26 protein-coding genes and 1 pseudogene are annotated in these 26499 nt (G+C 56.7%); 22 read left to right on the top strand and 5 right to left on the bottom strand.

What is annotated here, in order from left to right:
* Nucleotides 1-58: 58 nt before the first annotated feature.
* The 8 genes and pseudogenes from ABU178_RS01440 to glnB all read left to right on the top strand — a co-directional run bounded on the left by ABU178_RS01440 (nucleotide 59) and on the right by glnB (nucleotide 7398).
* Nucleotides 59-592: a DUF3304 domain-containing protein gene (locus tag ABU178_RS01440; protein WP_397211263.1), complete on the top strand. Its 534-nt coding sequence runs from the start codon at nucleotides 59-61 to the stop codon at nucleotides 590-592.
* Nucleotides 577-1263: pseudogene (locus ABU178_RS01445) on the top strand (phospholipase effector Tle1 domain-containing protein); the annotation flags it as partial. The gene ABU178_RS01440 and the pseudogene ABU178_RS01445, both read left to right, overlap by 16 nt.
* A 2-nt stretch (nucleotides 1264-1265) precedes the next feature.
* The gene (locus ABU178_RS01450) at nucleotides 1266-2090 is read left to right on the top strand and encodes a T6SS phospholipase effector Tle1-like catalytic domain-containing protein (RefSeq protein WP_397211568.1); all 825 of its coding nucleotides are present in this window, start codon (nucleotides 1266-1268) and stop codon (nucleotides 2088-2090) included.
* Between the two features lie 21 nt (nucleotides 2091-2111).
* A complete protein-coding gene (locus tag ABU178_RS01455) occupies nucleotides 2112-2822 on the top strand; it encodes a T6SS phospholipase effector Tle1-like catalytic domain-containing protein (RefSeq protein ID WP_397211265.1) in 711 nt (236 codons plus the stop codon).
* Between the two features lie 613 nt (nucleotides 2823-3435).
* Nucleotides 3436-4863, top strand: a complete 1428-nt coding sequence (locus ABU178_RS01460; RefSeq protein ID WP_397211267.1) for a sensor histidine kinase — start codon at nucleotides 3436-3438, stop codon at nucleotides 4861-4863.
* 3 nt (nucleotides 4864-4866) lie between these two features.
* The gene (qseG, locus tag ABU178_RS01465) at nucleotides 4867-5565 is read left to right on the top strand and encodes a two-component system QseEF-associated lipoprotein QseG (RefSeq protein ID WP_397211269.1); all 699 of its coding nucleotides are present in this window, start codon (nucleotides 4867-4869) and stop codon (nucleotides 5563-5565) included.
* Complete coding sequence (gene glrR, locus ABU178_RS01470) at nucleotides 5565-6899, top strand: two-component system response regulator GlrR (RefSeq protein WP_397211270.1); 1335 nt, start codon at nucleotides 5565-5567, stop codon at nucleotides 6897-6899. The genes qseG and glrR overlap by 1 nt, the downstream gene beginning before the upstream one ends.
* Before the next feature lie 160 nt (nucleotides 6900-7059).
* On the top strand, nucleotides 7060-7398 hold the full coding sequence (gene glnB / locus ABU178_RS01475) for a nitrogen regulatory protein P-II (protein ID WP_397211272.1): 339 nt from the start codon (nucleotides 7060-7062) through the stop codon (nucleotides 7396-7398).
* Nucleotides 7399-7462: 64 nt separating this feature from the next.
* Here glnB and hmpA read toward each other — a convergent pair whose 3' ends face one another.
* On the bottom strand, nucleotides 7463-8647 hold the full coding sequence (hmpA, locus tag ABU178_RS01480) for an NO-inducible flavohemoprotein (RefSeq protein ID WP_397211274.1): 1185 nt from the start codon (nucleotides 8645-8647) through the stop codon (nucleotides 7463-7465).
* A 332-nt stretch (nucleotides 8648-8979) separates the two neighbouring features.
* Between hmpA and glyA the strand changes: the two genes are divergently transcribed.
* Both glyA and ABU178_RS01490 read left to right on the top strand, forming a co-directional pair.
* A complete protein-coding gene (gene glyA / locus ABU178_RS01485; protein WP_397211276.1) occupies nucleotides 8980-10233 on the top strand; it encodes a serine hydroxymethyltransferase in 1254 nt (417 codons plus the stop codon).
* A gap of 94 nt (nucleotides 10234-10327) precedes the next feature.
* Nucleotides 10328-11464, top strand: coding sequence for a 3-phenylpropionate MFS transporter (locus tag ABU178_RS01490; protein ID WP_397211278.1), 1137 nt, complete (start codon nucleotides 10328-10330; stop codon nucleotides 11462-11464).
* Here the strand turns inward: ABU178_RS01490 and csiE are convergent.
* Complete coding sequence (gene csiE / locus ABU178_RS01495) at nucleotides 11461-12729, bottom strand: stationary phase inducible protein CsiE (RefSeq protein WP_397211280.1); 1269 nt, start codon at nucleotides 12727-12729, stop codon at nucleotides 11461-11463. The genes ABU178_RS01490 and csiE overlap by 4 nt on opposite strands.
* A 157-nt stretch (nucleotides 12730-12886) precedes the next feature.
* On the opposite strand from csiE, the gene ABU178_RS01500 reads away from it, so the two are divergent.
* The 3 genes from ABU178_RS01500 to ABU178_RS01510 all read left to right on the top strand — a co-directional run bounded on the left by ABU178_RS01500 (nucleotide 12887) and on the right by ABU178_RS01510 (nucleotide 15724).
* A complete protein-coding gene (locus ABU178_RS01500; RefSeq protein ID WP_397211282.1) occupies nucleotides 12887-13516 on the top strand; it encodes a DUF1007 family protein in 630 nt (209 codons plus the stop codon).
* Complete coding sequence (locus ABU178_RS01505) at nucleotides 13507-14490, top strand: nickel/cobalt transporter (RefSeq protein ID WP_397211284.1); 984 nt, start codon at nucleotides 13507-13509, stop codon at nucleotides 14488-14490. Before ABU178_RS01500 ends, ABU178_RS01505 begins: the two co-directional genes overlap by 10 nt.
* A gap of 217 nt (nucleotides 14491-14707) precedes the next feature.
* Nucleotides 14708-15724 (top strand): TIGR04086 family membrane protein, encoded by a 1017-nt coding sequence (locus tag ABU178_RS01510; protein WP_397211286.1) that lies wholly within the window; start codon nucleotides 14708-14710, stop codon nucleotides 15722-15724.
* Between the two features lie 57 nt (nucleotides 15725-15781).
* Here ABU178_RS01510 and suhB read toward each other — a convergent pair whose 3' ends face one another.
* Nucleotides 15782-16585, bottom strand: a complete 804-nt coding sequence (gene suhB, locus ABU178_RS01515) for an inositol-1-monophosphatase (protein WP_397211288.1) — start codon at nucleotides 16583-16585, stop codon at nucleotides 15782-15784.
* A gap of 121 nt (nucleotides 16586-16706) precedes the next feature.
* Here suhB and trmJ point away from each other — a divergent pair, with 121 nt between their 5' ends.
* The 5 genes from trmJ to sseB all read left to right on the top strand — a co-directional run bounded on the left by trmJ (nucleotide 16707) and on the right by sseB (nucleotide 21645).
* Complete coding sequence (gene trmJ, locus ABU178_RS01520; protein WP_397211290.1) at nucleotides 16707-17441, top strand: tRNA (cytosine(32)/uridine(32)-2'-O)-methyltransferase TrmJ; 735 nt, start codon at nucleotides 16707-16709, stop codon at nucleotides 17439-17441.
* Nucleotides 17442-17598: 157 nt separating this feature from the next.
* On the top strand, nucleotides 17599-18096 hold the full coding sequence (iscR, locus tag ABU178_RS01525; RefSeq protein ID WP_397211292.1) for a Fe-S cluster assembly transcriptional regulator IscR: 498 nt from the start codon (nucleotides 17599-17601) through the stop codon (nucleotides 18094-18096).
* A 92-nt stretch (nucleotides 18097-18188) separates the two neighbouring features.
* Entirely contained in the window at nucleotides 18189-19361 is a 1173-nt protein-coding gene (locus ABU178_RS01530) for an IscS subfamily cysteine desulfurase (protein ID WP_397211294.1), read from the top strand.
* A 174-nt stretch (nucleotides 19362-19535) separates the two neighbouring features.
* Nucleotides 19536-20822 (top strand): aminopeptidase PepB, encoded by a 1287-nt coding sequence (pepB, locus tag ABU178_RS01535; protein ID WP_397211296.1) that lies wholly within the window; start codon nucleotides 19536-19538, stop codon nucleotides 20820-20822.
* Between the two features lie 58 nt (nucleotides 20823-20880).
* Complete coding sequence (gene sseB / locus ABU178_RS01540; protein WP_397211298.1) at nucleotides 20881-21645, top strand: enhanced serine sensitivity protein SseB; 765 nt, start codon at nucleotides 20881-20883, stop codon at nucleotides 21643-21645.
* Here sseB and sseA read toward each other — a convergent pair whose 3' ends face one another.
* Nucleotides 21646-22503 (bottom strand): 3-mercaptopyruvate sulfurtransferase, encoded by an 858-nt coding sequence (gene sseA, locus ABU178_RS01545; RefSeq protein ID WP_397211300.1) that lies wholly within the window; start codon nucleotides 22501-22503, stop codon nucleotides 21646-21648.
* 54 nt (nucleotides 22504-22557) lie between these two features.
* Nucleotides 22558-22779, bottom strand: a complete 222-nt coding sequence (locus tag ABU178_RS01550; RefSeq protein ID WP_397211302.1) for a hypothetical protein — start codon at nucleotides 22777-22779, stop codon at nucleotides 22558-22560.
* Nucleotides 22780-22850: 71 nt separating this feature from the next.
* Here ABU178_RS01550 and ndk point away from each other — a divergent pair, with 71 nt between their 5' ends.
* From ndk to rodZ, 4 genes are all read left to right on the top strand, one after another.
* Nucleotides 22851-23282 (top strand): nucleoside-diphosphate kinase, encoded by a 432-nt coding sequence (ndk, locus tag ABU178_RS01555; RefSeq protein WP_397211304.1) that lies wholly within the window; start codon nucleotides 22851-22853, stop codon nucleotides 23280-23282.
* A gap of 187 nt (nucleotides 23283-23469) precedes the next feature.
* Nucleotides 23470-24639, top strand: coding sequence for a bifunctional tRNA (adenosine(37)-C2)-methyltransferase TrmG/ribosomal RNA large subunit methyltransferase RlmN (locus ABU178_RS01560; protein WP_397211306.1), 1170 nt, complete (start codon nucleotides 23470-23472; stop codon nucleotides 24637-24639).
* Nucleotides 24640-24733: 94 nt separating this feature from the next.
* The gene (gene pilW, locus ABU178_RS01565) at nucleotides 24734-25468 is read left to right on the top strand and encodes a type IV pilus biogenesis/stability protein PilW (protein ID WP_397211308.1); all 735 of its coding nucleotides are present in this window, start codon (nucleotides 24734-24736) and stop codon (nucleotides 25466-25468) included.
* Nucleotides 25458-26474 carry a cytoskeleton protein RodZ gene (gene rodZ, locus ABU178_RS01570; protein WP_397211310.1) on the top strand — a complete coding sequence of 339 codons (1017 nt, stop codon included), beginning with the start codon at nucleotides 25458-25460 and terminating at the stop codon, nucleotides 26472-26474. The genes pilW and rodZ overlap by 11 nt, the downstream gene beginning before the upstream one ends.
* Nucleotides 26475-26499 lie beyond the last annotated feature (25 nt).

Below are 26499 nucleotides of genomic sequence, written 5' to 3' on the forward strand. Positions count from 1 at the left end.
CCCTTTCCCGAAAAACCACACTATCATCATGGTTTATTAACCATCAGGGATTGATGTAATGCAGAGAAAAAACTGGCTTCTCCTTCTTTTGGTGCTGGTCACGCTGACGCTCACCGGCTGCGCGGCCATGAGGCCCGATGACATGCTGGCCGGTGACGTCGGCGCTTATAACCACACCGCGAAAGGCATCAACAGGTTTACCGTGAACGGGGCAGGGGCTCCCGGCATGAACCCCTATGGCGAATCCGGAGGCGCATGCTGCATTGCCTACCCCGCCACCTGGACGCCGGGACTCAAGGCCCGTGTCGAATGGGAGGCAGATCCTAATCCTCATGAAAGAATCCCCAGGGTAAAACAAGGGGCAGGGTTCGAACCTGAAGCCTACGCCCGTCATGCGGCAAAATATCAGCGCTTTATCCGGATAGTGGACATTCCCCGCCCCGGCCCCGGAGGCACCTGTGGTATCACCGTCCACTTTTTACCCTGCGATCGGGTGGAGGTCACCCAGTCGTGCCTCGATCCCGGCCACCCTGACAGCCCGATAAAATATCCCCGCAAGATGAAGGAACCCGCCACATGCCCACGCTCATAACCCAGCCCGCCAGCGCTCCGCCGCCGTTTCCTCCGGAACCAGGCGACCGTCGTAAACTGACGCCCGAAGCCGTGATAAAAAACTACAGATGCCTTACGCAGGAAGAGCGCGACTACCATACTCAGAAGTGTGTAGAAGCCCGGTCTCGTGGGGTCTATACATGCAGCAAATGTCTTCATATCAGCCTGTTCTTTGACGGCACCGGCAATAACGAAGAGAACGATACCAACACCGCCATGCCGCCGCACCCAAGCAATATTGCTAAGCTCTATCACGCCACACCGCAGAACAGAGAAAGAGGTTATTATAATTACTATATGCCCGGCGTCGGCACTCCCTTCCCCAAGATTGGCGAGCTTGATTACGACAGCATGGGGCTGGCAAATGCGCTCGGCGGAGAAAACCGCATCAACTGGGCGCTGCTGCGTCTGGTCGACGCGCTTATACACACCCTGAGCGGTGGCAAGCTCGATGACGAGGTGGCAAAAAAAGAGCTGGTCAGCATGACCGCCCACCTGCCGTTCTCGGGTGAGGTGCCGCGCCGCCTCGTCATCAACCACCTGCTTTCGCCGCTGAGCGGCAAAGTTAAATACCACAAGCCCACGCTGCTCGGCATTAAGCTGTTTGTTTATGGTTTTTCACGCGGCGCGGCCGAGGCGAGAACCTTCGTCAACTGGCTCACCCAGCTGCCGCCCCCGCAGGAAAATGGCCAGTACCCGCCCGTCACCCTGCTCGGGCTCCCGTCACCGTCGAGTTTCTGGGGATTATCGATACCGTGCCGTCCGTTGGCCTGCCCAATCTGGTGCCGGGCTTTAACGGCCATCAGGGCTGGTCTGACAATAGCCAGCACCTGCCGGACGAGGCTGTTTTCCCGGGCTTTGTTAAACGCTGCGTGCATCTGGTTTCGGCCCACGAACAGCGTCAGTGCTTCCCGCTCGACTCTGTGCGCCGCGCCGACGGACGCTATCCCGCGTACGCCACGGAAGTTATTTACCCCGGCGTCCACTCCGATCTCGGCGGCGGCTACCCGCCCGGCGAGCAGGGTAAAGCCTCTTGCGACGTCAGCCTGCTGCTCTCACAAATCCCGCTGCATGACATGTACGCCGCCGCCTTTGAGGCCGGGGCGCCGCTCGCCATTTTGCCGGAGTACATGCCCGAACAGCTGGCCCCGCTGCTCTCTTTTCGGACGTTTCCCTCAGGATTTGAGGAAGAGTTTAAGCTCAGCCCTGAACTGATCGCCCGGTTTAACGCATGGCGCACCACGCTGGGAATGCCGTCTGAAACCCCACCGGTGCAGCCTGACGGCTATCACCCCGTCAGGCTGGCCGCCGGTCTTGAGCACCTCGTGCGTGAACAAATGGGCTGGCTGACCGCGTGGCGCATTGGCCGCTACGGCAAGAACACCTACCTCACACAGCCGTTTTATCTGCATCAGGCGCACGATGATGAAGACCCGCAGGTGTTAAAAGCGAGTCAGGATGCCTGGAATGATGAATAGCGAAAGCGGCGACGCGCCCGGATGCACAAAGGTGGGGAGGAGATACAGGGGCTGCCCGACTACGATCCCAAAACCGAGCAACGCCAGACCCGCGAGGCCGCCGCAGAATTTCAGGCTGACTATTTCGGCTGGAGTCGGGATCATAATTCTTGGCAACAGTTGGTGCTCGACACCATACCCGGCCACGCCGTGTATCTGATGCGCAACCGTGACCGTAAAACCGAGTATGAGGAGATGAAGCGCAACGGTGAGCGCCTCTTCTCTCGGCTCTACCGGGATAAAATGGGGTGGGAAACCCACGACCCGACCGGGAAGCTTATTATGGCGTTGTTCGACGATCAGGTGCATGACTCCCGTGCATGGTTTATGCGCGAAAGCGGCGTAAAACAGCGCGAAATGTGGGCCGGATACTTCCTCTACCGGCTGATTTATTTTGGCCAGACGACCAGCCGCGAGCTGTCGCTGGTCTCTGTGAATCATCAGCTGGTCGGTACCGGTATGGTACAGGGCGGCGTTACGGTAAAACAGCGGGACGAGACTGCTACCGGAGAGGCGCACCCTGAACGGCTGTTTATTGCCATGAATGGCGCGCCAGTGGTTTCCGAACCCGGCGCACAGACGCTATGGGCACCGTCAATCCATGCGCCCGCGCTGGCCGAATCTCAAAAAGAGGTCATCAGGGATAAAATGTTCGAACACGCCAAACAGATGATCGCGGAACGCTGGGCCTGACCCTTGTTACCCTAATGGTGGGCCGTTATGTCCGCCTCTATCTGGCCCTGGTCGTCGCGGCACTCAAGCAGTCGCTAGTGCTCGTTGTCCGCTGGCAGCATGTCATCAATTGCCGACACTGTGCGGTTTTTGGTGTCTCTGAATGGAGACACTTATCTGTTTGAAAGTTAAGGATTATATTTTTATCTACTTATGGTGTTGCAAAATGGCGACAATTTTCCTGACCAAAGGGTAAAAAAAGCAAGCCTGTATGGCATTTTTCTGAGTAAGCATTTGAAAAACAAGCTTAATATAAAAATGGCACAGAAGTTGCTTATAGAAAAGTGCTGCTCATTCTCCTGTTTATGATTGCCCTGCATTAGCGGACAAGAGCTCATAAAAACTGAATGACGCACAAAACGGTGCCTGCCGTCCACCAACCGATAATCGCTTGCTTCGCAACGTTATCAAGCATCGGGCGCAACGTTGAGTTAGGCACCACCTTTTTCTGCGCGAGGCATCAGGCGTCGCGTTAACGGCAGGCCACAGGGCCTGCCGTTTTCATTTCTGCCTCTTTCATCCCGCGATGGAGTTCGCTAGCATCAAGCCTGCGTTTACAACAGGAACCGGCCGCGTGAAAAGATGGCGTTTATTCCCCCGTTCGCTGCGTCAGCTGGTGCTGATGGCTTTTCTGCTGGTGCTGCTTCCGCTGCTGGTGCTCGCCTGGCAGGCATGGGAAAGCCTCTCAGCGCTGAGCGAGCAGGCGGCAAATACCAACCGCAATACCTTTACCGACGTGCGGCGCAGCGAAGCGATGGCGCGCACGGCGCTGGAGCTGGAGCGGAGCTACCGACAATATTGCGTGCTGGGCGATGCGACCCTGGCGCGCCTCTATCAGACCCAGCGCATGCGCTACAGCCAGATGCTCGCCACCCACGCGGCGCGACTGCCGGAGCTGGCCGCCTTTCGAACGTTGCAAATGCTTTTACCCCAGCTTGATCCCATCAGGTGTGACAACGGCAATCCCATAAGCAGCGTTTCTGACGCGCTGGAACGCTTCTCCGCCACCAATACCCAGATGGTGCAGGAGACCCGTGAGTTTGTTTTCTCCCGTGGCCTGCAGCTACAGCGCGAGATAGCCGAACGCGGGCAGTTTTTCGGCTGGCAGGCGCTGATTCTGTTTCTGATCAGCCTGGCGCTGGTGCTGCTGTTTACCCGCATGATTATCGGTCCGGTGAAAAGCGTGGAGCGTATGATTAATCGCCTCGGCGAAGGGCGCGCGCTGGGGCAGAGCGTGGCGTTTCGTGGTCCGCGCGAGCTGCGTTCACTGGGACAACGCATCGTCTGGCTCAGCGAACGTCTCGCCTGGCTGGAGACGCAGCGCCATGAGTTTTTACGTCATCTGTCGCACGAGCTGAAAACGCCGCTCGCCAGCCTGCGCGAGGGAACGGAACTGCTCGCCGACCAGGTGGCTGGCCCGCTGAATGCCGATCAGCAAGAGGTGGTCGCCATTCTCGACAGCAGCAGTCGTCATCTGCAAAGGCTGATCGAACAGCTGCTGGAGTACAACCGCAAGCTGGCGGATGGCCCGACGCAGCTTGAGCCGGTCGATCTGCAAGTGATTATCGATATGGTGGTCAGCGCGCACGCCTTACCGGCGCGCGCCAAGATGATGCATACTCATGTCGATCTGCCGGTGAAGCATTGCCTGGCGGAACCCGCGTTGCTGATGCGCGTAATCGATAACCTCTATTCCAACGCCGTGAACTACGGCAGCGAATCCGGTAACATCTGGCTGCAGAGCCAGCGGAAGGGCGAAAAGATATGGGTTGAGGTGGCAAATACCGGCACGCCTGTTGCGCCAGAAGAGCAGGATATGATTTTTGAACCTTTTTATCAGGGTAGTCAGCAGCGCAAAGGGTCGGTAAAAGGCAGCGGGCTGGGGCTGAGTATCGCCAAAGATTGTATCCGTCGCATGCAGGGCGATTTGCAGCTGGTCAGCCATAAAGAGGCCGACGTCTGTTTTCGTATTGAACTGAATATCACAGCCGGGAACGCCTGATACATGAAATTACCGTTAATCTCTGTCGCGCTGAGCGCCTGTGCCTTGCTGCTTAGCGCCTGTAGTCAGCCCTCTGTGGCGACGCCGGTGTTATCGGACAGCGCGGTGCCGGAACCTGAGGTAAAACTGCCCGATTATCTGGCCGTGGCCTGCGCCGACGTCTGGCAGGTGGACAATCCCACGGCAATGAGCAATCCCCTGTACTGGCTGCGCGCCATCGACTGCGCCGAGCGTCTGTCGCCGGCACAGGCGCGGGCGGAAGCGCATCGCTGGCCGGTGGAAGGCTGGGCGAGCGCCTTTAAGCAGGGCATCCTGCTGGCGAACGGCAACGTTACGCCGCCCGAGCGCCGGGGGTTTGTCGATACGCTGGACAGCTACAGCAGCGAGTTTCCGGGCGCGGTACGCCCGCTGATTCAGCTTTGGCGCAGCCATCAGGCGGCCCAGCTGGATCTCTCAGAGTCACGTTCGCGCTATGCGCATCTGCAACAAACCAGCGATGGCGAACTGGATACGCTGCGTCGACAGCAGCAGCAGCTGACGCAGGATCTGGCCGATAAGCAGCGTAAGTTGGAGCGTCTGACCGATATTGAACGCCAGCTCTCGTCGCGTAAATCGCCGGATGTTCCCGATAGCTCCCATGCCGCCCCGTCGGATGCCTCTGGCGCAGCGGACGGTAACAGCGTACAAGATGAGGATCGGTAATGGTAAAACAGGCTGCCCGACTGCTGTTAGTGGATGACGATCCGGGCCTGCTCAAGCTGTTGAGCATGCGTCTTAGCAGCGAAGGTTTTCAGGTGATCACCGCGGCCAGCGGCCCGGAGGCGTTGCGCCAGCTGCACAAAGAGAAGGTCGATTTGGTGATCAGCGACCTGCGCATGGATGAGATGGATGGTCTGGCGCTGTATGGCGAAATTCAGAAATTCAATCCGGGCCTGCCGGTGATCATCCTCACCGCGCACGGCTCGATACCGGATGCCGTTTCCGCTACCCAGCAGGGGGTATTCAGCTTTCTTACCAAGCCCGTGGATCGGGATGCGCTCTATAAGGCGATCGACGAGGCGCTGGCGCAGCGCGCCCCGGCCAGCGATGAACGCTGGCGCGAAGCTATCGTCACGCGCAGCCCGCAGATGCTGCGGCTGCTGGAGCAGGCGCATATGGTGGCGCAGTCGGACGTCAGCGTGCTGATTAACGGGCAGAGCGGCAGCGGAAAAGAGGTGCTGGCGCAGGCGATTCACGCCGCCAGTCCGCGCGCGGGCAAACCCTTTATCGCCATCAACTGCGGCGCCCTGCCGGAACAGCTGCTGGAGTCGGAGCTGTTCGGCCATGCCAAAGGCGCCTTTACCGGCGCGGTGAGCGCCCGCGAGGGGCTGTTTCAGGCTGCGGAGGGCGGTACCCTGTTTCTGGATGAGATCGGCGATATGCCGCCGACGTTGCAGATCAAACTGCTGCGCGTTTTGCAGGAGCGCAAGGTGCGGCTGCTGGGCAGCAACCAGGATTTGGCGATCAACGTGCGCATCATCTCCGCCACCCATCGCGACCTGCCTAAGGCGATGGAGAAGAAAGAGTTTCGTGAAGATCTCTACTACCGGCTCAATGTCGTCAACCTGAAGATTCCGGCGCTGCGCGAACGCGCGGAAGATATTCCGCTACTGGCGAATCATCTGCTGCGTCAGGCGGCGGCGCGCCACAAACCTTTTGTGCGCAGCTTTTCCGTGGATGCGATGAAGCGGCTGATGGCCGCCAGCTGGCCCGGCAACGTTCGTCAACTGGTTAACGTGATTGAGCAGTGCGTGGCGTTGACCTCGTCGCCGGTGATTGGCGATGCGCTGGTGGAGCAGGCGCTGGCGGGGGAAAGCAGCGTGCTGCCGACCTTCGTCGAGGCGCGCAACGCCTTTGAGCTGAACTATTTGCGCAAGCTGTTACAGATGACCAAAGGAAATGTCACAAATGCGGCGCGTCTGGCTGGACGCAACCGCACCGAGTTTTATAAGCTGCTGGCGCGCCATGAACTGGACGCCAGTGATTTTAAAGAGTAGCTTTCTGCCGCAGCGGCGCTTTCTGGTCGCTTAAATGGCGTAAAGCAGGGTATTTGCCTGTTTTCCCGCTAAGATGCGCCTTCAGCCTGCGACACCGCCGGGAGCATTTATACTATCAGTTATCCATCCGGCCACGGAGGGAATGAGAAAAGGATCTGTCATGAAAAAGATCGATGCAATTATCAAACCATTCAAACTCGACGATGTGCGCGAGGCGTTAGCGGAAGTAGGCATCACCGGGATGACGGTGACAGAAGTAAAAGGCTTTGGTCGCCAGAAAGGGCATACTGAACTCTATCGCGGCGCCGAATATATGGTCGATTTTCTGCCTAAAGTAAAAATCGAAATGGTGGTCGGGGATGATATCGTCGATACCTGCGTGGAAACCATCATGCGCACTGCGCAGACCGGCAAAATTGGCGACGGCAAAATCTTTGTGTTTGACGTTGCGCGCGTGGTGCGTATCCGTACCGGCGAAGAAGACGAAGAGGCGATCTGAGGATCGCGAGAAAAAAAGCCCGCTGCGATGACCGCAGCGGGCTTTTTTATTTCAGGCGATAAATTTACAGCCCCTTATGCGGGCCAAATACTTCATAATGGATGTTGCTGGCATCGATACCCGCATCCAGCAGCTGGCGCGTAACAAATTGCATAAAGGCCAGCGGGCCGCAGAGATAAAACTGGCGGTTCTTTTCCTGCAGTTGGGCGGAAACCGCTGCCAAATCCATCAGACCCTGCACATCATAGCGCCCGGCATCCTGAGCGCCCGGCTCGCGATACCAGATATGCTGCGCAAAGTGGCTTAGCTGGCTTCCCGCCTGCGTAACCTCATCACGAAACGCGTGCTGTTCGCCGGTTTCGGTGGCGTGCAGCCAGTCTACCTGCGCGGGATGCTGCGTCTTGACCAGCGCATGCAGCATCGCCAGCATGGGCGTTAAGCCGACGCCTGCGGAAATCAGCGTTACCGGCATCTCCGGCTGCACCTCAAGGAAGAAGTCGCCTGCGGGCGCCGCCAGCTCAAGGATATCGCCCACTTTGGCGCGGTCATGCAGCCAGCCAGAGACGGTGCCCTGTGCATCGCGCTTCACCGCGATGCGATAGCGCTGGCCGTCAGGCAGTTGAGTCAGTGAATACTGACGTATCTGCCGGTTAGCGAAGCCTTCTGGCTGTAGATAGACCGCAATGTACTGTCCCGGCAGAAAGTCAGCCACCGGCTCGCCATCTGACGGCTCGAAGGTGATGCTTTTGATCACGCTGCTCTGCAACTCGATCGCGCTGATACGGAACGCGCGTGTGCCACGCCAGCCGCCCTGTTTCGCTTCCGATGACTGATAAATCGCCTCTTCACGCTTGATAAACACATCGGCCAGCACGCCGTAGGCCCGGCCCCATGCCGCCAGCACCTCGTCGCCCGGATTGAGCAGCTCTTTGATGGTCGCCAGCAGATGCTCGCCGACCACGGCATATTGTTCAGGCTGAATATTCAGGCTGGTATGCTTCTGCGCGATTTTTTCTACCGCTGGCAGCAGCACCGCCAGGTTCTCCAGATTGCTGCCGTAGGCGCAAATGGCGTTAAACAGCGCTTCACGCTGATTGCCGTTGCGCTGGTTATTCATGTTAAAGACGTTTTTCAGTTCCGGATGGTGGCTGAGCAGACGGTCATAGAAATGGGCGGTGAGTTGAGGTCCAACCTGAGCAATGGCGGGCAGGGTGGATTTCACAATGGCGATGGTTTGGGCGTCGAGCACAGTTGCTCTCCTTAAGATTGCGCAAAGTTGCATTTTAAATGCATCTTATATCCACCGTTGCGGCGTGTAAATATGTGATTGATGTTTTAACAGAATAAAAACGCTCAGAAAAGAAACGATAATGAAATAATCTGAAGCTGAAGCTGAAGAAAAATCCGGGCGTCTGAGGGTTGCAAAAAAGCGTAAAAAACCCTTGCCGCCGCGGTGCCAATCGTTTGCGTAAAAAGAGGGTTTTCCGGCTACCGTCCCCTGACAAAACGGTTTACACTGTTGCCCTTCGCCCTTACCGGGGCCAAAACTGCCGTTTAAGTTAGCTGAGTCAGGAGATGCGGATGTTAAAGCGTGATATGAACATTGCCGATTATGATGCCGAGTTGTGGCAGGCGATGGAGCAAGAAAAAGTGCGTCAGGAAGAGCACATTGAACTGATTGCTTCTGAAAACTACACCAGCCCACGCGTTATGCAGGCGCAAGGTTCACAGCTCACCAATAAATACGCCGAAGGCTATCCAGGCAAACGCTACTACGGCGGTTGTGAATATGTTGATATCGTTGAGCAGCTGGCGATCGATCGCGCCAAAGAACTGTTCGGCGCCGATTACGCCAACGTGCAGCCGCACTCGGGTTCTCAGGCTAACTTTGCCGTTTATACTGCGCTGCTGCAGCCGGGCGATACCATTCTGGGGATGAACCTGGCGCACGGCGGTCACCTGACTCACGGTTCGCCGGTCAACCTCTCCGGCAAGCTGTATAATGTGGTGCCTTACGGCATTGATGAAACCGGAAAAATCAACTACGACGAGCTGGCTGAGCTGGCGCAGACTCATAAGCCGAAGATGATCATCGGCGGCTTCTCTGCCTACTCCGGCGTGTGCGACTGGGCAAAAATGCGTGAAATCGCCGACAGCGTTGATGCCTGGCTGTTCGTCGATATGGCGCACGTTGCGGGTCTGGTCGCCGCTGACGTCTATCCGAATCCGGTGCCGCATGCTCATATCGTGACCACCACCACCCATAAAACCCTGGCAGGTCCGCGCGGCGGCCTGATCCTGGCGAAGGGCGGCGATGAAGATCTGTATAAAAAACTGAACTCGGCAGTGTTCCCTGGCGGCCAGGGCGGCCCGCTGATGCATGTGATTGCCGGTAAAGCGGTAGCGCTGAAAGAAGCGATGGAGCCGGAGTTCAAGGTTTACCAGCAGCAGGTGGCGAAGAATGCCAAAGCAATGGTTGAAGTATTCCTGGAACGCGGCTACAACGTGGTTTCCGGCGGCACCCATAACCACCTGTTCCTGCTGGATCTGGTAGACAAAAATCTCACCGGTAAAGAAGCTGACGCCGCGCTGGGCCGCGCCAACATTACCGTGAACAAAAACAGCGTGCCGAACGATCCAAAAAGCCCGTTCGTGACCTCAGGTATCCGCATCGGTACCCCAGCAGTGACGCGTCGTGGCTTCAAGGAAGCGGAAGTGCGCGAGCTGGCCGGCTGGATTGTCGACGTGCTGGATAACATCAATGATGAAGGCACCAGTGAACGCATCAAGCAGAAAGTGCTCGATATCTGCGCACGTTTCCCGGTTTATGCCTGATTGCATTTTTGCTCAGGCGAAATGATGTAAGAAGAGTGGCGAAGGCCACTCTTTTTTTTGCCTGTGCGAAGTCGCGACTATTGTCGGAGGGATAATGGCAATACGTTCTGCTTACTGGCTCGGTCTGGGCTACTTCACCTATTTTTTTTGCTACGGCATTTATCTGCCATTCTGGAGCGTCTGGCTCAAGGGCGCCGGTCTGGATGCGGAAAAGATCGGCTTGCTGCTGGGCTGCGGCATGGTCGCCCGTTTTGCAGGCAGCCTGCTGATCGCTGCTCAGGTCAGGAATCCTTCGCAGCTGGTGACGGCGCTGCGTTTGCTGGCGCTGATGACCTGCGTGTTTGCCGCGGGTTACTGGCTCGAACAACAGTGGCTCTGGTTGCTGCTGGTTATCGTGGGATTTAACCTCTTTTTCTCGCCGCTGGTGCCGCTCAGTGATGCGTTGGCCGCGACCTGGACGCAGCAGATCGGCCTGGTTTACGGACCGGTGCGGCTCTGGGGATCGCTGGCGTTTGTCATCAGTTCAGCATTAACCGGTATGCTGGTGAGCGCTTTCTCTTCTCAGGCTATTCTGGCACTGCTGTCGCTGGGCTTGCTGACGATGCTGGCCGGTATGCTGCTACAACCCGCCACGCTGCCGCAGGGCAACGCCCGGCAAAGCGCGACGGGCGGCTGGCAAGCCTGGAGCGCGCTGTTGCGGGAGAATGCGGTATGGCGTTTTATGCTGTGCGTGACGCTGTTGCAGGGCGCGCACGCCGCCTATTACAGCTTCAGTGCCATCTACTGGCAGGATGCGGGCTATTCCGCCAGCGTGGTCGGCTATCTCTGGTCGCTGGGCGTGGTGGCGGAAATCATCATTTTTGCGCTGAGCAACCGGCTGTTTCATCGCTGGCGCGCACGGGATCTGCTGCTGCTTTCCGGCATCTGCGCCCTGGTGCGCTGGGGTCTGCTGGGCGCTACCACGGCGCTGCCGTGGTTGATCGTCGCGCAGATTCTGCACTGCGGCAGCTTTACCGTTTGCCACCTTGCCGCAATGCGCTTTATTGCATCACGCCAGGGAGCTGAGGTGATCCGGTTGCAGTCCATTTACTCTGCGCTGGCGATGGGAGGCGGCATTGCGTTGATGACGATGATTTGCGGCCTGCTGTTTTCCCAGCTGCACGGACACCTGTTCTGGGTGATGGCGATTGTGGCTTTGCCTGCGCTGTTTCTGCGTCCGCGTGCAAGTTAAGACTCCAGCAGAATACGAATGCGCTGTTGCTGATTTTCGCTGAGCGGCAGCTCGGCGTGGATCAGCGGTGGCGAGTAGAGGGGAAGCAAGGTGGCGTAAGGGGTGATAATCAGCGCTATCTCGTGTGGCGCCCCGTGCGTCTGAAACGCCTGAATATCCTGATATTTGATATTGATCGGCATCAGCGTCATTTCCCGTAGCTGCTGCTCAATATCCTGTTCCAGCTGGGCGTTATCCCCGGTCAGCAGCAGCACCTGCTTTTCGTGCAGCGCATTTTCCTGCATCAGCCAGGCGCCAAAGATCACGGCAATCAGGCCCGTTTCTTCCGCTGAAAAACAGATGGCGAAATCGCGTTCAAAATCTTCCAGCGCTTCACGGGTGGTTCGCAGCAGGCGCGGATAGAGGCGCGTCACCTCCAGCGTCAGGCTGTTATCAATGCCGATGCTGAAATGGCAGCGGTCCAACGCCTGCGCCAGATGGGTGTAAAGCTGATGCTGCAGGCCCGTTTTATCATTTAACTTCATACCGGATAAAAATTCGAAGCGGGCGATCAGCTGCCGGATGGCTTCCATCAGGCGCAGCTCACAGGCATGACGGATTGTCGCCGCAGCAGGCGCATGAATGATGCTGAACAGTAGCGTCCAGAAGTCGGTTTCGCTGGCGTCGGGCGCCAGATGGCATCGCTTTCGCCAGTGCTGGATCACATCCTCCGCCGCAGCGCGTTCAGCTTTCTGTAGCAGCCACTGCCGCTGCCTCTCATTGAACAGCGCCGGCTGGCGCTGGCACAGACCATACTTCATGAAAATTTGCAAAAACAGCCGGTCATGCGGGGTAAAGTTACGTTCCAGCCGCAGGCTGCAATGCATGATCAGCGCCTGCAAATTGGTTTCGTCATAAAGCGCTTTTTCAATTTTCAGTACTTTTAAACGCTGGCGCAGCGCCGGCGTGAAATGTCGGCAGACAAAATCTTCGGACAGGCGCAGGCTGCGCCGCAGCCAATGCAACAGGCAAAGCCGTCTGTCCAGTTCGGTGCCATGGATGCGGAAACTGCCATCAACCATTTGATGCAGCTCCAGCTGATGATAGCGCTGTATCTCGTCGCCCACATCCGCGATATCCTGTCGGGCAACGGCAGGCTCAACGCCATTAATCTGGCAGAGCTTATCGAGCGTGAGCGCGGGAGCAGGCAGAAACAGCAGCAGTAAAAGATGGCAACGACGCTGAGACCGGCTGAAGAGTGGTGCTGTAAGTGGAGCAGAACTCATCGTCGTGATTCCGTCAGGTCATTTCTGAACTAAGAATAGCTAATTCTTTTCTCAGTTCCTTTGCCGCAGCGGCACTTTTGCTCAGAGGTTTAAAGCGGGTCACAGAATTTTTACTGCCAGTGGATTCACGAACTGAGAATTGTTACCTTATAACATTATGAAACGTCCTTTTTTACTACTTTTACTGCTGCTGACGACGACAAAAGTTTTGGCACATCCTCATAGTTTTATTGCTATGCAGACGCAGCTGATAACAAATGGCGACAGGCTGACCGGATTAAAAATGACCTGGACTATGGATGAGATAACCTCTGCCGATCTGCTTTATGACGCTGGCGATGCCAAACCTGGATCAGAAGTCTGGAAAAAACTGGCCGCAGAAGTGATGGCGAATGTGCTGGGCCAGCACTACTTCAGTGAATTCTGGCATGGGGATAAGCGGGTTAAATTCCTCAATCTGCCGAAAGAGTATCACCTTTCACGCAGCGGCCCGAAAGCGGTGCTGGAATTTATCCTGTCGCTTGCCGAGGCGCAGCCGTTGGCCGGACAACGTTACCGCTTCCTGACCTTCGATCCCACGTACTTTGTCGATATGTATTATGACAACGCCGGGGCGCTCTCTTTATCCTCCTCACAACAGTCGCGTTGTCAGCTCGACCTTCACACGCCAAAACCCAATGACTCGCTGAAGCAGTATGCGCTGTCGCTGGATAAAGCCGATGCGCCGCCTGAAGAGATGGATTTAGGCCGCCAGTTTGCCCAAACGGTGATGCTGACATGTCATTGATCACTCTGCCCGATCGCGGACGCCGTCTCTGGCCGCTCTGGCTGATGGCGCTGATGATGGCCGGAAGCGCGCTGCTTCTCTGGCAATTCTGGCCGCAAATTTTGCTGCAAAGCGTGTTGTGGCAGAAAGATCTTCATCAGCAGATGACGCAGCTACTGCAGCAGGTGGCGGCACAGCCTGGTCAGGCGGGCTTTTCGCTGATGTTGTTCAGCCTGGTGTATGGCGTGCTGCATGCGCTGGGGCCGGGACATGGCAAAGTGGTGATCGCCACTTTTCTGGCGACCCATCCCGCCCGCTTGAAAACCAGCCTGAAGCTGACGCTGCTGGCGTCGCTGTTGCAGGGGGGCGTGGCGATTGCGCTGGTTACCCTGATGCTGGTGATTCTGCAAACCTCTTCACGCCAGCTTCATCTGAGCAGCTTCTGGCTGGAAAAAGGCAGCTATCTGTTGGTGATGGCGCTGGGGGCATGGATTGGCTGGCGTGCGCTGCGAATGCTGCGGCAGATGGCCGGTTCGTCGCCAGGTTCACGCATTCATACGCTCAGGCCCGACCATCATCACGATGAACAATGCGGCTGCGGGCATACGCATGTGCCGGGAGCGCATCAGGTTGCGCAGGCTGTAAGCTGGAGAACCCAGGCGTTAGTGGTGGCATCGATGGGATTACGTCCCTGTTCCGGCGCCATTATGATGTTGCTGTTTGCCAGGGTAATCGACGTTTATCTGTGGGGCGTGGCGTCAGCACTGGCGATGGCGTCGGGCACGGCCCTGACTGTTTCCGCTATCGGCCTGTTGGTGCAGCGTTCACGCGCGCTGGCGCTGCGGTTGAGCCAAAAGAGCGGGCGTGGCGCATGGCTGCGTATGCTGAAACCGCTGTTAATGCTGATCGGCAGCCTGGCATTGATGACGGCTGGTCTGCTGCTCTGGCAAAGCGCGCAACCCATAATAAGCGGAGGCCTCCGCGCTTTTGGCTAATTTAATCGCAGCGGCAAACTTATTTCCCGCTGCGATTAAATATCCCGATTTTTCCGCTGCGCTTTTAATTATTTTTGTGAATACTGCTTTTCTATTTTGCCGCTTTGCTGGAGAAAGTCCTGTTCTCTGTCTACGATGATAATAACCCAATGAAACATCATCTCTACCGGGTGAATAAATAAGAACGCGTCATCGAATATTGCAAGGAGAATATAATATGCCTGAAACCTGGACTAATAACGGAGCAACTGAAACAGTCGTCTCCCGAGAATCACACGGATTGCCGCTTAAGCGTATTTCCTGGAGCGCCGTATTCGCTGGTGTAATTTGCGCACTCGTCGTGCACATTTTACTGACTTTGTTAGGTACTGCGATTGGTGCCACAACAATCGACCCAATGGAGGAAGGTAATCCGCTGCAGCACCTGGGGACCGGCGCGCTGGTCTGGACGGGCATTGAGATGCTGATCGCGATGGCGGCAGGTAGCTACATCGCCGGGCGTTTGGCCCAGCGGGAAGGCGCGCTGCACGGCCTGTTAATGTTTGGTATCAGTACGCTGATTACTATCTGGCTGGCGGTATCTTTGATCAGCAGTGTGGTCAGCGGCACCATGAATGTGTTAGGCACGGGCTTTCAGGCTATCGGCAGTGGTATTTCCGCAGCCGCGCCAAGCGTAACGCAAATGGCGAAAGATAAACTGCAGGAAAATAATATTAATCTGGATGATTTACAAAATGAACTGGAAACGACGCTGCGTCAAACCGGCAAGCCGGAATTGCAGCCGCAGAATTTACAGAATGATGTAAATAACGAAGCGAATAATGCGCAAAATCAGGCGCAAAATACCGCCAGTCATCCACAAACTGCTGATACTGATTTAACAAAATGGATCAGCGGCGTAATGAATCGTCACGCCGATACTTTACAGGCGGTTGACCGTGACGCATTGAAAAATATCATCAAAGCGCGTACCGGAAAAAGCGATCAGGAAGTGGAACAGATCGTAACGCAGACCGAGCAAAGCTATCAGCAGGCGATGCAAAAATATCAGCAGCTGAAACAGCAGGCAGAGCAGAAAGCGCGTGAAGCTGCCGATCAGGCTGCGGCGGCTACCGCAAAAGCCAGCTGGTTCGCCTTCTTTATGATGATTATCGAAGCGATTCTGGCCGGTGTGATGGGTATGGTGGGACGTCGTACTCAGCCGCGTCAGGTACTCACTAACGAGCGCCGTTAAGTTAAACTGCGGCAATAAAAAAAGGCGGAGCAATCCGCCTTTTTCTTTGCCTGCAACTTAGCGCTTCAGCGCTTCGCTCAGTTCATCACGCATGTTCGCCAGCATGGCTTTCACCACGCGCGGATTACCTGCCACCAGGTTGCCTGAATGCATGTAGCCGTGGCCGCCGGTAAAATCAGTCACCAGACCGCCCGCCTCACGCACCAGCAGTTCGCCGCCAGCAAAATCCCACGGCTTCAGACCGATCTCGAAGTAGCCATCTACGCGACCCGCCGCCACATAGGCGAGATCCAGCGCTGCAGAGCCGGTACGACGGAAATCGGCGCACTGGATGAACAGCTTGCTGACCAGGTTGATATAGGCAGCGGAATGCTGTTTGGCTTTGAACGGGAAACCGGTGGCGAGAACAGTACCATCAAGATCGCGGGCGTTGCTGCCGCGCAGACGATAACCATTCAGCTGTGCGCCCTGACCGCGCGCGGCGGTAAAGAGTTCGTTACGCATAGGATCGTAAACCACCGCCACTTCGGTGCGGCCTTTGATGCGCACAGCGATAGAAACGGCGAAATGGGGCAGACGTTTGATAAAGTTGGTGGTGCCATCCAGCGGATCGATAACCCATTGAATATCCTGATCTTCGCCCGGCAGTTCACCGCTTTCTTCGGTGATAATCGTGTGCTGCGGGTAAGATTTACGAATTACTTCGATAATCAGGCGTTCTGCGTCGCGGTCAACATTAGTAACGAAGTCGTTGCTGCCTTTCTGGCTCGCTTCGACGGCGTCCGGGGTTTCGTAGTTTTTGGCAATTAAATTTCCGGCCTTGCGCGCGGCGCGCACGGCAATGTTGAGCATCGGATGCATCGGTATCTCTCGCTGGATGTTAAAGAACGGGGAAAACGGCGCGGAGTATAGCAGCGCGCGCGCCAAATGTCCTGCTTTTATGTTAGCATGCGCAAAATCCTTATCTGGCCGTCTCTCAATTATGCTGCAAAATATCCGTATCGTGCTGGTGGAAACCTCACACACCGGCAACATGGGCTCCGTTGCCCGCGCTATGAAAACCATGGGCTTAACCAACCTTTATCTGGTCAATCCGCTGGTGAAGCCCGATTCCCAGGCGATCTCGCTGGCTGCCGGCGCCAGCGATGTGATTGGCGACGCAAAGATTGTCGACACCCTCGACGAAGCGATCTCCGGCTGTAGTCTGGTGGTCGGTACCAGCGCCCGTTCACGTTCGTTGCCGTGGCCGATGCTTGACGCGCGTGAATGCGGCGTGAAAAGCGTTGAAGAGGGCCAGCAGGCGCCGGTGGCGCTGGTATTTGGCCGCGAGCGCGTCGGTCTCACCAACGATGAATTACAGAAATGTCACTACCACGTCGCTATCCAGGCGAATCCTGAATACAGCTCGCTCAACCTGGCGATGGCGGTGCAGATCATCGCTTACGAAGTGCGTATGGCCTGGCTGGAGGCGCAGGAACAGCAGCAGGCGAAACCGCAGTATGGCGAATCGCCTTATCCGCTGGTGGACGATCTGGAGCGCTTCTATCAGCATATGGAACAGATGATGCTGCGCAGCGGCTTTATTCGCGAAGGCAATCCGGGCCAGGTGATGAGCAAGCTGCGTCGTCTCTATACGCGCGCCCGTCCGGAGCGGGATGAGCTGAATATCCTGCGCGGCATGCTCGCCTCGTTTGAGAAGCGCAAAGACGAAAAATAAGCGCGTGCTGACGGCGGCTATAGTTGACTGTTTTACCTGGTTAAATAGTTGAGTGTTTTACCAGGTTAAATAGTTGACCAAAACACTCGGGAATGTCAGACTTGCGACCATCTTTTGTTAACCTCCGACAACCGGAAGATCACCGAGGTCGTACGCTATGAGACTGACATCCAAAGGACGTTATGCCGTTACCGCCATGCTTGACGTTGCGCTTCACTCCCACCAGGGGCCTGTGCCGTTAGCTGATATTTCTGAGCGTCAGGGCATTTCGCTCTCGTATCTGGAACAGCTCTTTTCTCGCCTGCGTAAAAATGGCTTGGTTGCCAGCGTACGCGGTCCGGGCGGCGGCTATCTGCTGGGTAAAGATGCCGCCGCCATCGCGGTCGGCGCGGTGATTACCGCCGTGGATGAGTCGATTGACGCCACCAAATGTCAGGGCAAAGAGGGCTGTCAGGGCGGCGAGCGCTGCCTGACTCATGTGCTCTGGCGCGATCTCAGCGAGCGCATCAGCGACTTCCTGAACAATATCACCCTCGCAGAGTTGGTGAACAATCAGGAGATCCTGGATGTCGCCGACCGTCAGAACAGCAACGACAATCGTCGCTTCCAGAACACCCGCGTGCAGGAAACCATCAACGTTAATCTGCGCGCCTGAGCCTGACGTTCTCGCCTTTCCTGTTAAGCGGGCAGGGCGGGAAAATGATATAAAATCGCGTATATTTGTTTGTTATACGGAGCTTAAGCGCAATGAAATTACCGATTTATCTGGATTATGCTGCCACGACGCCGGCCGACCCGCGTGTGGCGCAGAAGATGATGCAGTATCTTACTCTGGATGGCACCTTCGGTAACCCCGCTTCTCGCTCGCACCGCTTTGGCTGGCAGTCTGAAGAGGCGGTGGACGTTGCGCGCAATCAGATTGCCGAGCTGGTCGGCGCCGATCCGCGTGAAATTGTTTTTACCTCCGGCGCGACGGAATCTGACAATCTCGCCATTAAAGGCGCTGCCCGCTTTCATCAGCAGAAGGGCAGACACATCATCACCAGCCAGACCGAGCATAAAGCGGTTCTCGACAGCTGTCTTCAGCTGGAGCGGGAAGGCTTTGAGGTCACTTATCTGGCACCGCAGGCTGACGGCATTATCAATATGCAGGAGCTGGAAGCGGCGCTACGTGACGATACCGTGCTGGTCTCCATTATGCATGTGAACAATGAAATCGGCGTGGTGCAGGATATCGCCGCTATCGGCGAACTGTGCCATGCCCGCGACATTCTGTTCCATGTTGACGCCACGCAAAGCGTAGGCAAACTGCCCATCGATCTCAGCCAGCTGAAAGTTGACCTGATGTCCTTCTCCGCCCATAAGCTTTATGGCCCGAAAGGCATCGGCGCGCTTTATGTGCGTCGCAAGCCGCGCATTCAGCTGGAAGCGCAGATTCATGGCGGCGGTCATGAGCGCGGCATGCGCTCCGGCACGCTGCCGGTTCATCAGATCGTCGGCATGGGTGAAGCTTACCGCATTGCGAAAGCGGAAAGAGAAGAGGAGATGGCGCGCTTGCGCACGCTGCGCGACCGTTTGTGGCAGGGCATCAGCGAGCTGGATAATGTTTATCTCAATGGCAGTCTGGCGCACGGCGCAGCCAATATCCTTAACGTCAGCTTTGATCACGTCGAGGGCGAATCGTTGATTATGGCGCTGAAAGATCTGGCGCTTTCTTCCGGCTCCGCCTGCACCTCCGCCAGTCTGGAACCCTCCTACGTGCTACGTGCGCTCGGCATCCGCGATGAGCTGGCGCACAGCTCCCTGCGTTTCTCTCTCGGCCGTTTTACCACGGAAGAGGAGATTGATTACGCTATCGCGCTGGTGCAGAAATCCGTAAAACGTTTGCGTGAACTGATGCCGGCGGGCGGCCAGCGTTAAGGCTAACCGGCACGCGTTATTCCGATTTTACCCACGGGCCAGAATGCTATTCTGGCCCGTTTTCGATCTGATAAAGTACGATGCTCTGATAAAGATCGGGAAGCGGATAAAATTCCCGATGCAATTCTGTTAGTTTGGCTGGATAAATATCAAGAACGCATACGGAGCCACGCGATGACAACACAAACGATGAATATTACGCTCAGTACCCAGGCCGCCGATGCGCGCTGGGGCGAAAAAGCGATCCTGACCAGCAATGATACTGGCATGACCATCCACCTTAGCGGCAGCGAGCCGCTGAATACGCTGCAACGTGCGGCGCGTAAAATAGATGGTCAGGGCATTCGTCATGTCGCCCTGAGCGGCGAAGGCTGGGATCTGGAGAAAAGCTGGGCTTTCTGGCAGGGCTATCGCGGCCCGAAAGGCAAACGTCAGGTGAGCTGGGCGCCGCTCAGCGATAACGAACAGGCTGAGCTGGATCGCCGTCTGAAAATTATCGACTGGGTGCGCAACACCATTAACCTGCCGGCAGAAGAGCTGGGGCCGGAGCAGCTGGCGCACAGCGCGGTGGATCTGATCGGCGACGTAGGCGGCCAGGCGGTAAGCTACCGCATCACTAAAGGCGAAGATCTGCGTGAGCAGGGCTACATGGGGCTACATACCGTGGGCCGCGGCTCTACGCGCGCGCCAGTGCTGCTGGCGCTGGATTTCAATCCCTCCGGCGACGAAAACGCGCCGGTTTACGCCTGTCTGGTGGGTAAAGGCATTACCTTCGATACCGGCGGCTATAGCCTGAAGCAGAGCAGCTTTATGGACTCGATGAAGTCCGACATGGGCGGCGCGGCCACCGTGACCGGCGCGCTGGCGCTGGCGATTTCCCGCGGGCTGCAAAAGCGCGTGAAACTCTATCTTTGCTGCGCCGACAACATGGTCAGCGGCAACGCCTTTAAGCTGGGCGACATCATTCGTTACCGCAACGGCAAAAGCGTTGAGGTAATGAACACCGACGCGGAAGGGCGTCTGGTGCTGGCGGACGGCCTGATTGACGCCAGCGCGCAGCAGCCGGAATTGCTGATCGACGCGGCAACCCTGACCGGCGCAGCGAAAACCGCGCTGGGCAACGACTATCATGCGCTGTTTACCTTTGACGATGTGCTGGCGCAGTCGCTGATGGGTAGCGCGGCCAGCGAAAACGAGCCGTTCTGGCGTCTGCCGCTGGCGGAGTTTCATCGCAGCCATCTGCCCTCTAACTTCGCCGATCTCAATAACATCGCCAGCCCGGCGCACGCGGCGGGTGCCAGCAGCGCGGCGGCGTTCCTGTCGCACTTTGTGGAAAAATATCATCAGGGCTGGCTTCATATCGACTGCTCCGCCACCTACCGCAAAAGCGCGGTGGATCAGTGGGCAGCGGGCGCAACCGGGCTGGGTGTGCGTACCCTGGCGAACATGCTGCTGAAATAATTCTCGCTTACAACGGCAGGGGCTGCGGCGCCTGCCCTGGTTTGGATGTAAAAAGTATATGAACCGTCTTGAAGAGTTACTTAAGCTGGCGGCGACCGAACCGGCTCACCGTCCGGAGTTTTTTCAACTGCTGTTAGAGGCTGACGTCTGGATTCCGGGCGAGAGCACCGCCGGGCAGCTGGATGCCAGCACGCCGGTGGATTTGCAACACTGGGAAAAAGAGGATGGCACCAGCGTCATTCCTTTTTTCAGCTCTGAGCAGGCGATGGCGGAGGCCACCGGCGATGAGCAATCTTATGTCAGAATGCCGGTGCGCACGCTGTTTGAAATGACGCAGGGAGAAACGCTGTTTCTCAATCCCAAACTGCCGACGGGAAAAGAGTTTTCCGCTGCCGAAATCGTGTATCTGCTGGGCGACGCGGGTAACGCGTTGAGCGAGCAGACGGTGCTGGAGGGCGGTCAGGCGCTACTGCTGTCGGAAGTGGCCGAACCGCCCGCGCAGATGATCGACTCGCTGACGCAGCTGTTCAGTAAATACAAGCAGGTGCGCCGCGCCTTTGTCGCCAGCATCAGAGAGCGTGCGGAAGAGCAGCCGAATCTGTTGATTGGCATCGAAGCGGATAGCGATATCGAGGCGATCATTCAGGCGGCGGGCAGCGTTGCGACCGATACCTTACCTGACGATGCCCCGATCGATATTTGCGAAGTGGTGGCTGAAGATCGTGGTATCAGCCACTTTTTTACGGCGCACATCACGCCGTTTTATGAACGCCGCTGGGGCAGCTTCCTGCGCGATTTTAAAGGCAGCCAGCGTATTCTTTAATTATTCGCTGACTGCGGGCTTTTCGATGGGCAGATCGTCACGGCTGCCCCATTCGCTCCAGGAACCGTCATACAGCGTCACGTTGCGCGCACCCAGCGTCGTCAGCGCCAGAATCACCACCGCCGCCGTAACGCCCGATCCGCAGCTGGCGACCACCGGCTTGCTGATATCTATACCTGCATCCGCGAAGAGCGCGCGCAGTTGCGCCTCCGGCTTCAACTGACCCTTCTCCACCAGCGCGTTCCAGGGCATATTCAGGCTGCCGGGAATATGCCCGCGCAGCAGACCCGGACGCGGCTCGTCGACTTCCGCATTAAAGCGATTGGCTGCGCGCGCATCAACAATCTGTTCCGCGCCCTCATGGCTGATAAGCAGCACGTCGGTGAGTCTTTTGACCAGGCTGCTGTCATAACTCGCTTCAAACTCCGCTTCCGGCAGCGTGACCGCACCGGTAGAAACAGGCAGCTCCGCCGCTTTCCACGCCTGTAGCCCGCCCGCCAGAATCGAAACCCGCTCAACGCCAAAGGCGCGCAGCATCCACCAGGCGCGCGGCGCGGAGAACAGGTTGCCTTCGTCATAAACGATTAAATGCTTATCGCTGCTGACGCCCAGCTCGCGCATGGCGACGGCAAAGGTCTCAGCGCGCGGCATCATGTGCGGATAAGGGCTGGTATGATCGGAGAGGGCTTCGATATCGAAGAAGGGCGCGTCGGGCAGGTGACCCGCCAGATATTCAGCGTTGATGTCACGCGATGCTTCCTGACCGGACGGCAACATGCGCGCATCAAGAATCTGGATATCCTCATCGTACTGGTGTTCTGCCAGCCAGTCGGCAGTGACAAAAAAAGGAGACGGCATATCGACCTCATTATCAGGGGTTTTCGCTGAGTGTGGGCGATTCTGGCTGCAAGCTCAACCGTAATCGTGGCGGGCATAAGTGAAAATCTGATTTACGCGCGCCGCCGCCAATTTTTCCCGCCAGCATTTATTCTGGCGACGGTTGACCTTACGCAAGACATTGACGCGAGAACGATCATAATTTTTTAATAAATTACTGAATTGCCAATAGGCAAGGGCGCGCTGGCCCCCTATAATCGGCGCCGTTTCAGGGCCGGTATAACGATGAATTGTCATGTGTTGCTGTAAAAGTGAGCATGGCAGTGATAACCATCCGGCTTCATTCGGAAGTCAAGACAGAGGTTAATATGACTATTGAACGTACTTTTTCCATTATTAAGCCGAACGCAGTCGCAAAAAATGTAATTGGCGCTATCTACAACCGTTTTGAAAGCGCTGGCTTCAAAATCGTTGGTGCTAAAATGCTGCACCTGACCAAAGAGCAGGCTGAAGGCTTCTACGCGGAGCACAAAGGCCGCCCGTTCTTTGATGGTCTGGTTGAGTTCATGACCTCTGGTCCGGTTGTGGTTTCTGTTCTGGAAGGCGAAAACGCCGTTCAGCGTCACCGTGATCTGATGGGCGCGACCAACCCGGACAACGCGCTGGCCGGTACGCTGCGTGCTGATTACGCTGACAGCTTCACCGAGAACGCGACCCACGGTTCCGACTCTCAGGAGTCTGCGGCGCGTGAAATCGCCTACTTCTTCGGCGAAAACGAAGTCTGCCCGCGTACGCGTTAATTTTCAGCGTTGCCCGCCTGGCCGCGCAGGTTTACACATTAATTACGTCTGCACGGCGCTGCACCCTGGCATCAGGCTGAAGATGTTGTACAATTATGCGCCCTCGTTGAGTCTGCTCGGCGAGGGCGTTGTTTTTTTCTATTCTTAACCAGAGCCATAACGTGTAATAACGAGGCCAGAGAACATTATGTCCGAACAGATTGTGACGCCGTCGTCCGCATCCCCCGTGATGGTTTCCCCCAAAAGCGAAAAAATTAACCTGCTGGATCTTAATCGCCAACAGATGCGCGAATTCTTCCTCTCGCTGGGCGAGAAGCCGTTCCGCGCCGATCAGGTGATGAAATGGATCTATCACTACTGCTGTGATGATTTCGAGCAGATGACCGATATCAACAAGGGGTTGCGCGCCAAGCTAATGCAGCTCACCGAGATCCGCGCGCCGGAAGTGGCCGAAGAGATGCGTTCCGCTGACGGCACCATTAAATGGGCGATCCGTGTCGGCGATCAGCTGGTGGAAACGGTGTATATCCCGGAAAACGACCGCGCCACGCTTTGCGTCTCCTCGCAGGTAGGCTGTGCGCTGGAGTGTAAATTCTGCTCGACGGCGCAGCAAGGCTTTAACCGTAACTTGCGCGTATCCGAAATTATCGGCCAGGTGTGGCGCGCGGCGAAAATCATCGGCGCGGCAAAAGTTACCGGCCAGCGTCCTATAACCAACGTAGTGATGATGGGCATGGGCGAACCTCTGCTCAACCTGAACAACGTGGTGCCGGCAATGGAGATCATGCTGGACGACTTCGGTTTCGGCCTGTCGAAACGTCGCGTGACGCTGTCTACTTCTGGCGTGGTGCCGGCGCTGGATAAGCTGGGCGATATGATTGACGTGGCGCTGGCGATCTCTCTGCATGCGCCTAACGACGCGCTGCGCGATGACATTGTGCCGATCAACAAAAAATACAATATCGAAACTTTCCTCGGTGCGGTAAAGCGCTATATCGCCAAGTCCAACGCCAACCAGGGCCGTGTAACCATCGAGTATGTGATGCTGGATCATGTCAACGACAGCACCGACGATGCGCATCAGCTGGCTGAACTGCTGAAGGATACGCCATGCAAAATCAACCTGATCCCATGGAACCCCTTCCCTGGCGCGCCTTATGGCCGCAGCTCAAACAGCCGTGTGGATCGTTTTTCAAAAGTATTAATGGATTACGGTTTCACCACCATCGTGCGTAAAACGCGCGGAGATGATATTGATGCCGCCTGCGGCCAGCTGGCTGGTGACGTTATCGATCGCACCAAGCGTACGCTGCGGAAAAAAATGGCAGGTGAGCCAATATCTGTGAAGGCGCTCTGAAAGCTGAAGCCTGCGGGTTTTCCGCAGGCTGTGCCCGTGTCAGGCTTGCCGTTGAGCAAGTAAGAGAGAGCATTCTGACATTCAGGGAGGAAGTATGGGTAAAGGATTACCGTGCGTTTTACTGGCTTTATTTGTTGTAACCGGGTGTGTCAGCAATTCCCCGCGCCGGGAGATGGCGGAGGTGCGTTTGCAGTTGGGAATGCACTACCTTGCCCGACAGGATTACCCGGCCGCACAGCGTAACCTGCTGCGCGCTGAACGGGCCGCGCCGCATGATTATCGTGTGGCGCTGGCGCTGGCACGACTGTTTCAGGCGCAAAAAGACGACCCTGAAACCCTGCGCTACTATAAACGGGCGCAGGCGCTGGCACCGACAAATGGCTACGTTGCTAACAATTACGGTGCGTTTCTCTGTGCTTTAGGGCAGTATGATGAAGCGCATCAACAGTTTAACCGGGCGGCGGATACGCCGGAGCCGGGAGCCGATAGCGATGCGCTTGAGCTGTCAGGCTATTGTTATTTACAGTCGGGCTCGTTAGCGGCAGCGAGGCAACAGTTGCTTGCTGCGCTGGCAGCAGATCAGGATAAAGGACCATCCTTGTTGAAAGAGGCCGAAAGGCGCTATGAAAGGAGAGAGCTGGCAACGACGCAGCTTTTGTTAGAGGTATATCATCACTGGCTTCCTGCCACTGCAGAGAGTCTGTGGTTAGAGATTCGTTTCGCTGCCCAACAGAACCATGTTGCTGACGTAATACGTTATGGCGACCAGTTGGCGCGAAGTTTTCCACAATCGATACAGTACCAGCGTTATTTAGCTAATGAATACTGAAGCCACTCAAGATAAAACTGCAGTACATTCCACAGGTGAACGCCTGCGTCTGGCCCGTGAGCAGATGGGGTTAACCCAGCAAAACGTTGCTGAACGCCTGTGCCTGAAACTTTCCACCGTGCGGGATATTGAGGAAGACAAGTCGCCCGCCGATTTGGCATCGACCTTCTTGCGTGGTTATATCCGCTCCTATGCCCGTCTGGTGCACGTTCCTGAAGATGAACTGCTGCCGATGATGGCGAAACAGGCTCCGGTGCGTGCCGCCAAAATTGAGCCAATGCAGAGTTTTTCGCTGGGCAAGCGGCGCAAGAAACGCGACGGCTGGCTGATGATTTTTACCTGGCTGGTGATTTTTGTCGTGATCGGCTTAACCGGCGCCTGGTGGTGGCAGAACCATAAAGCCTCCCAGGATGAGCTGGTATCGATGGCTGACCAGAACGGCAGCGGCGACGATAACAGCCAGTCAATCCCGCTGACCGGCAGCGACCCGGCCAGCGACAACGCGGCGCCGCCTGCACCCGATGACAGCAGTGCCGTCGCTCCCGCTGACAACGCCGCGGCGAACAGCGCGCCGACAGCCAGCGCCAACAACGCTGCTGCGGCCAACAGCGCTGCGGCGCCTTCCGCCGTAAACAACGCAGTGGTCTCTCCCAGCCAGGCGCCGGTTGATGCGGGCGCAAGCAACGCTGCCGCGCCGGTTGCCAACGGCAACACGCAGCTGCCGGTCGGCAATGCCGCGACCACTCAGCCAGCCAGCGATCCTAACGCGGTAGTGATGAACTTCAATGCTGACTGCTGGCTGGAAGTCACCGATGCTACGGGTAAAAAACTCTTCAGCGGATTGCAACGCAGCGGTGGTAAACTGAGCCTGGCCGGTACCGCGCCTTATCGTCTGAAAATCGGCGCGCCCACTGCGGTTCAGATTCAATATCAGAACCAGCCTGTTGATTTAAGTCGTTTTATCCGTAATAACCAGGTTGCTCGCCTGACGTTGGGTGCGCAATAACGCCGTATCGCGTCCCCGGGCAATT

This window comes from Pantoea osteomyelitidis, from assembly GCF_044342975.1.
GTDB lineage: Bacteria > Pseudomonadota > Gammaproteobacteria > Enterobacterales > Enterobacteriaceae > Pantoea > Pantoea osteomyelitidis.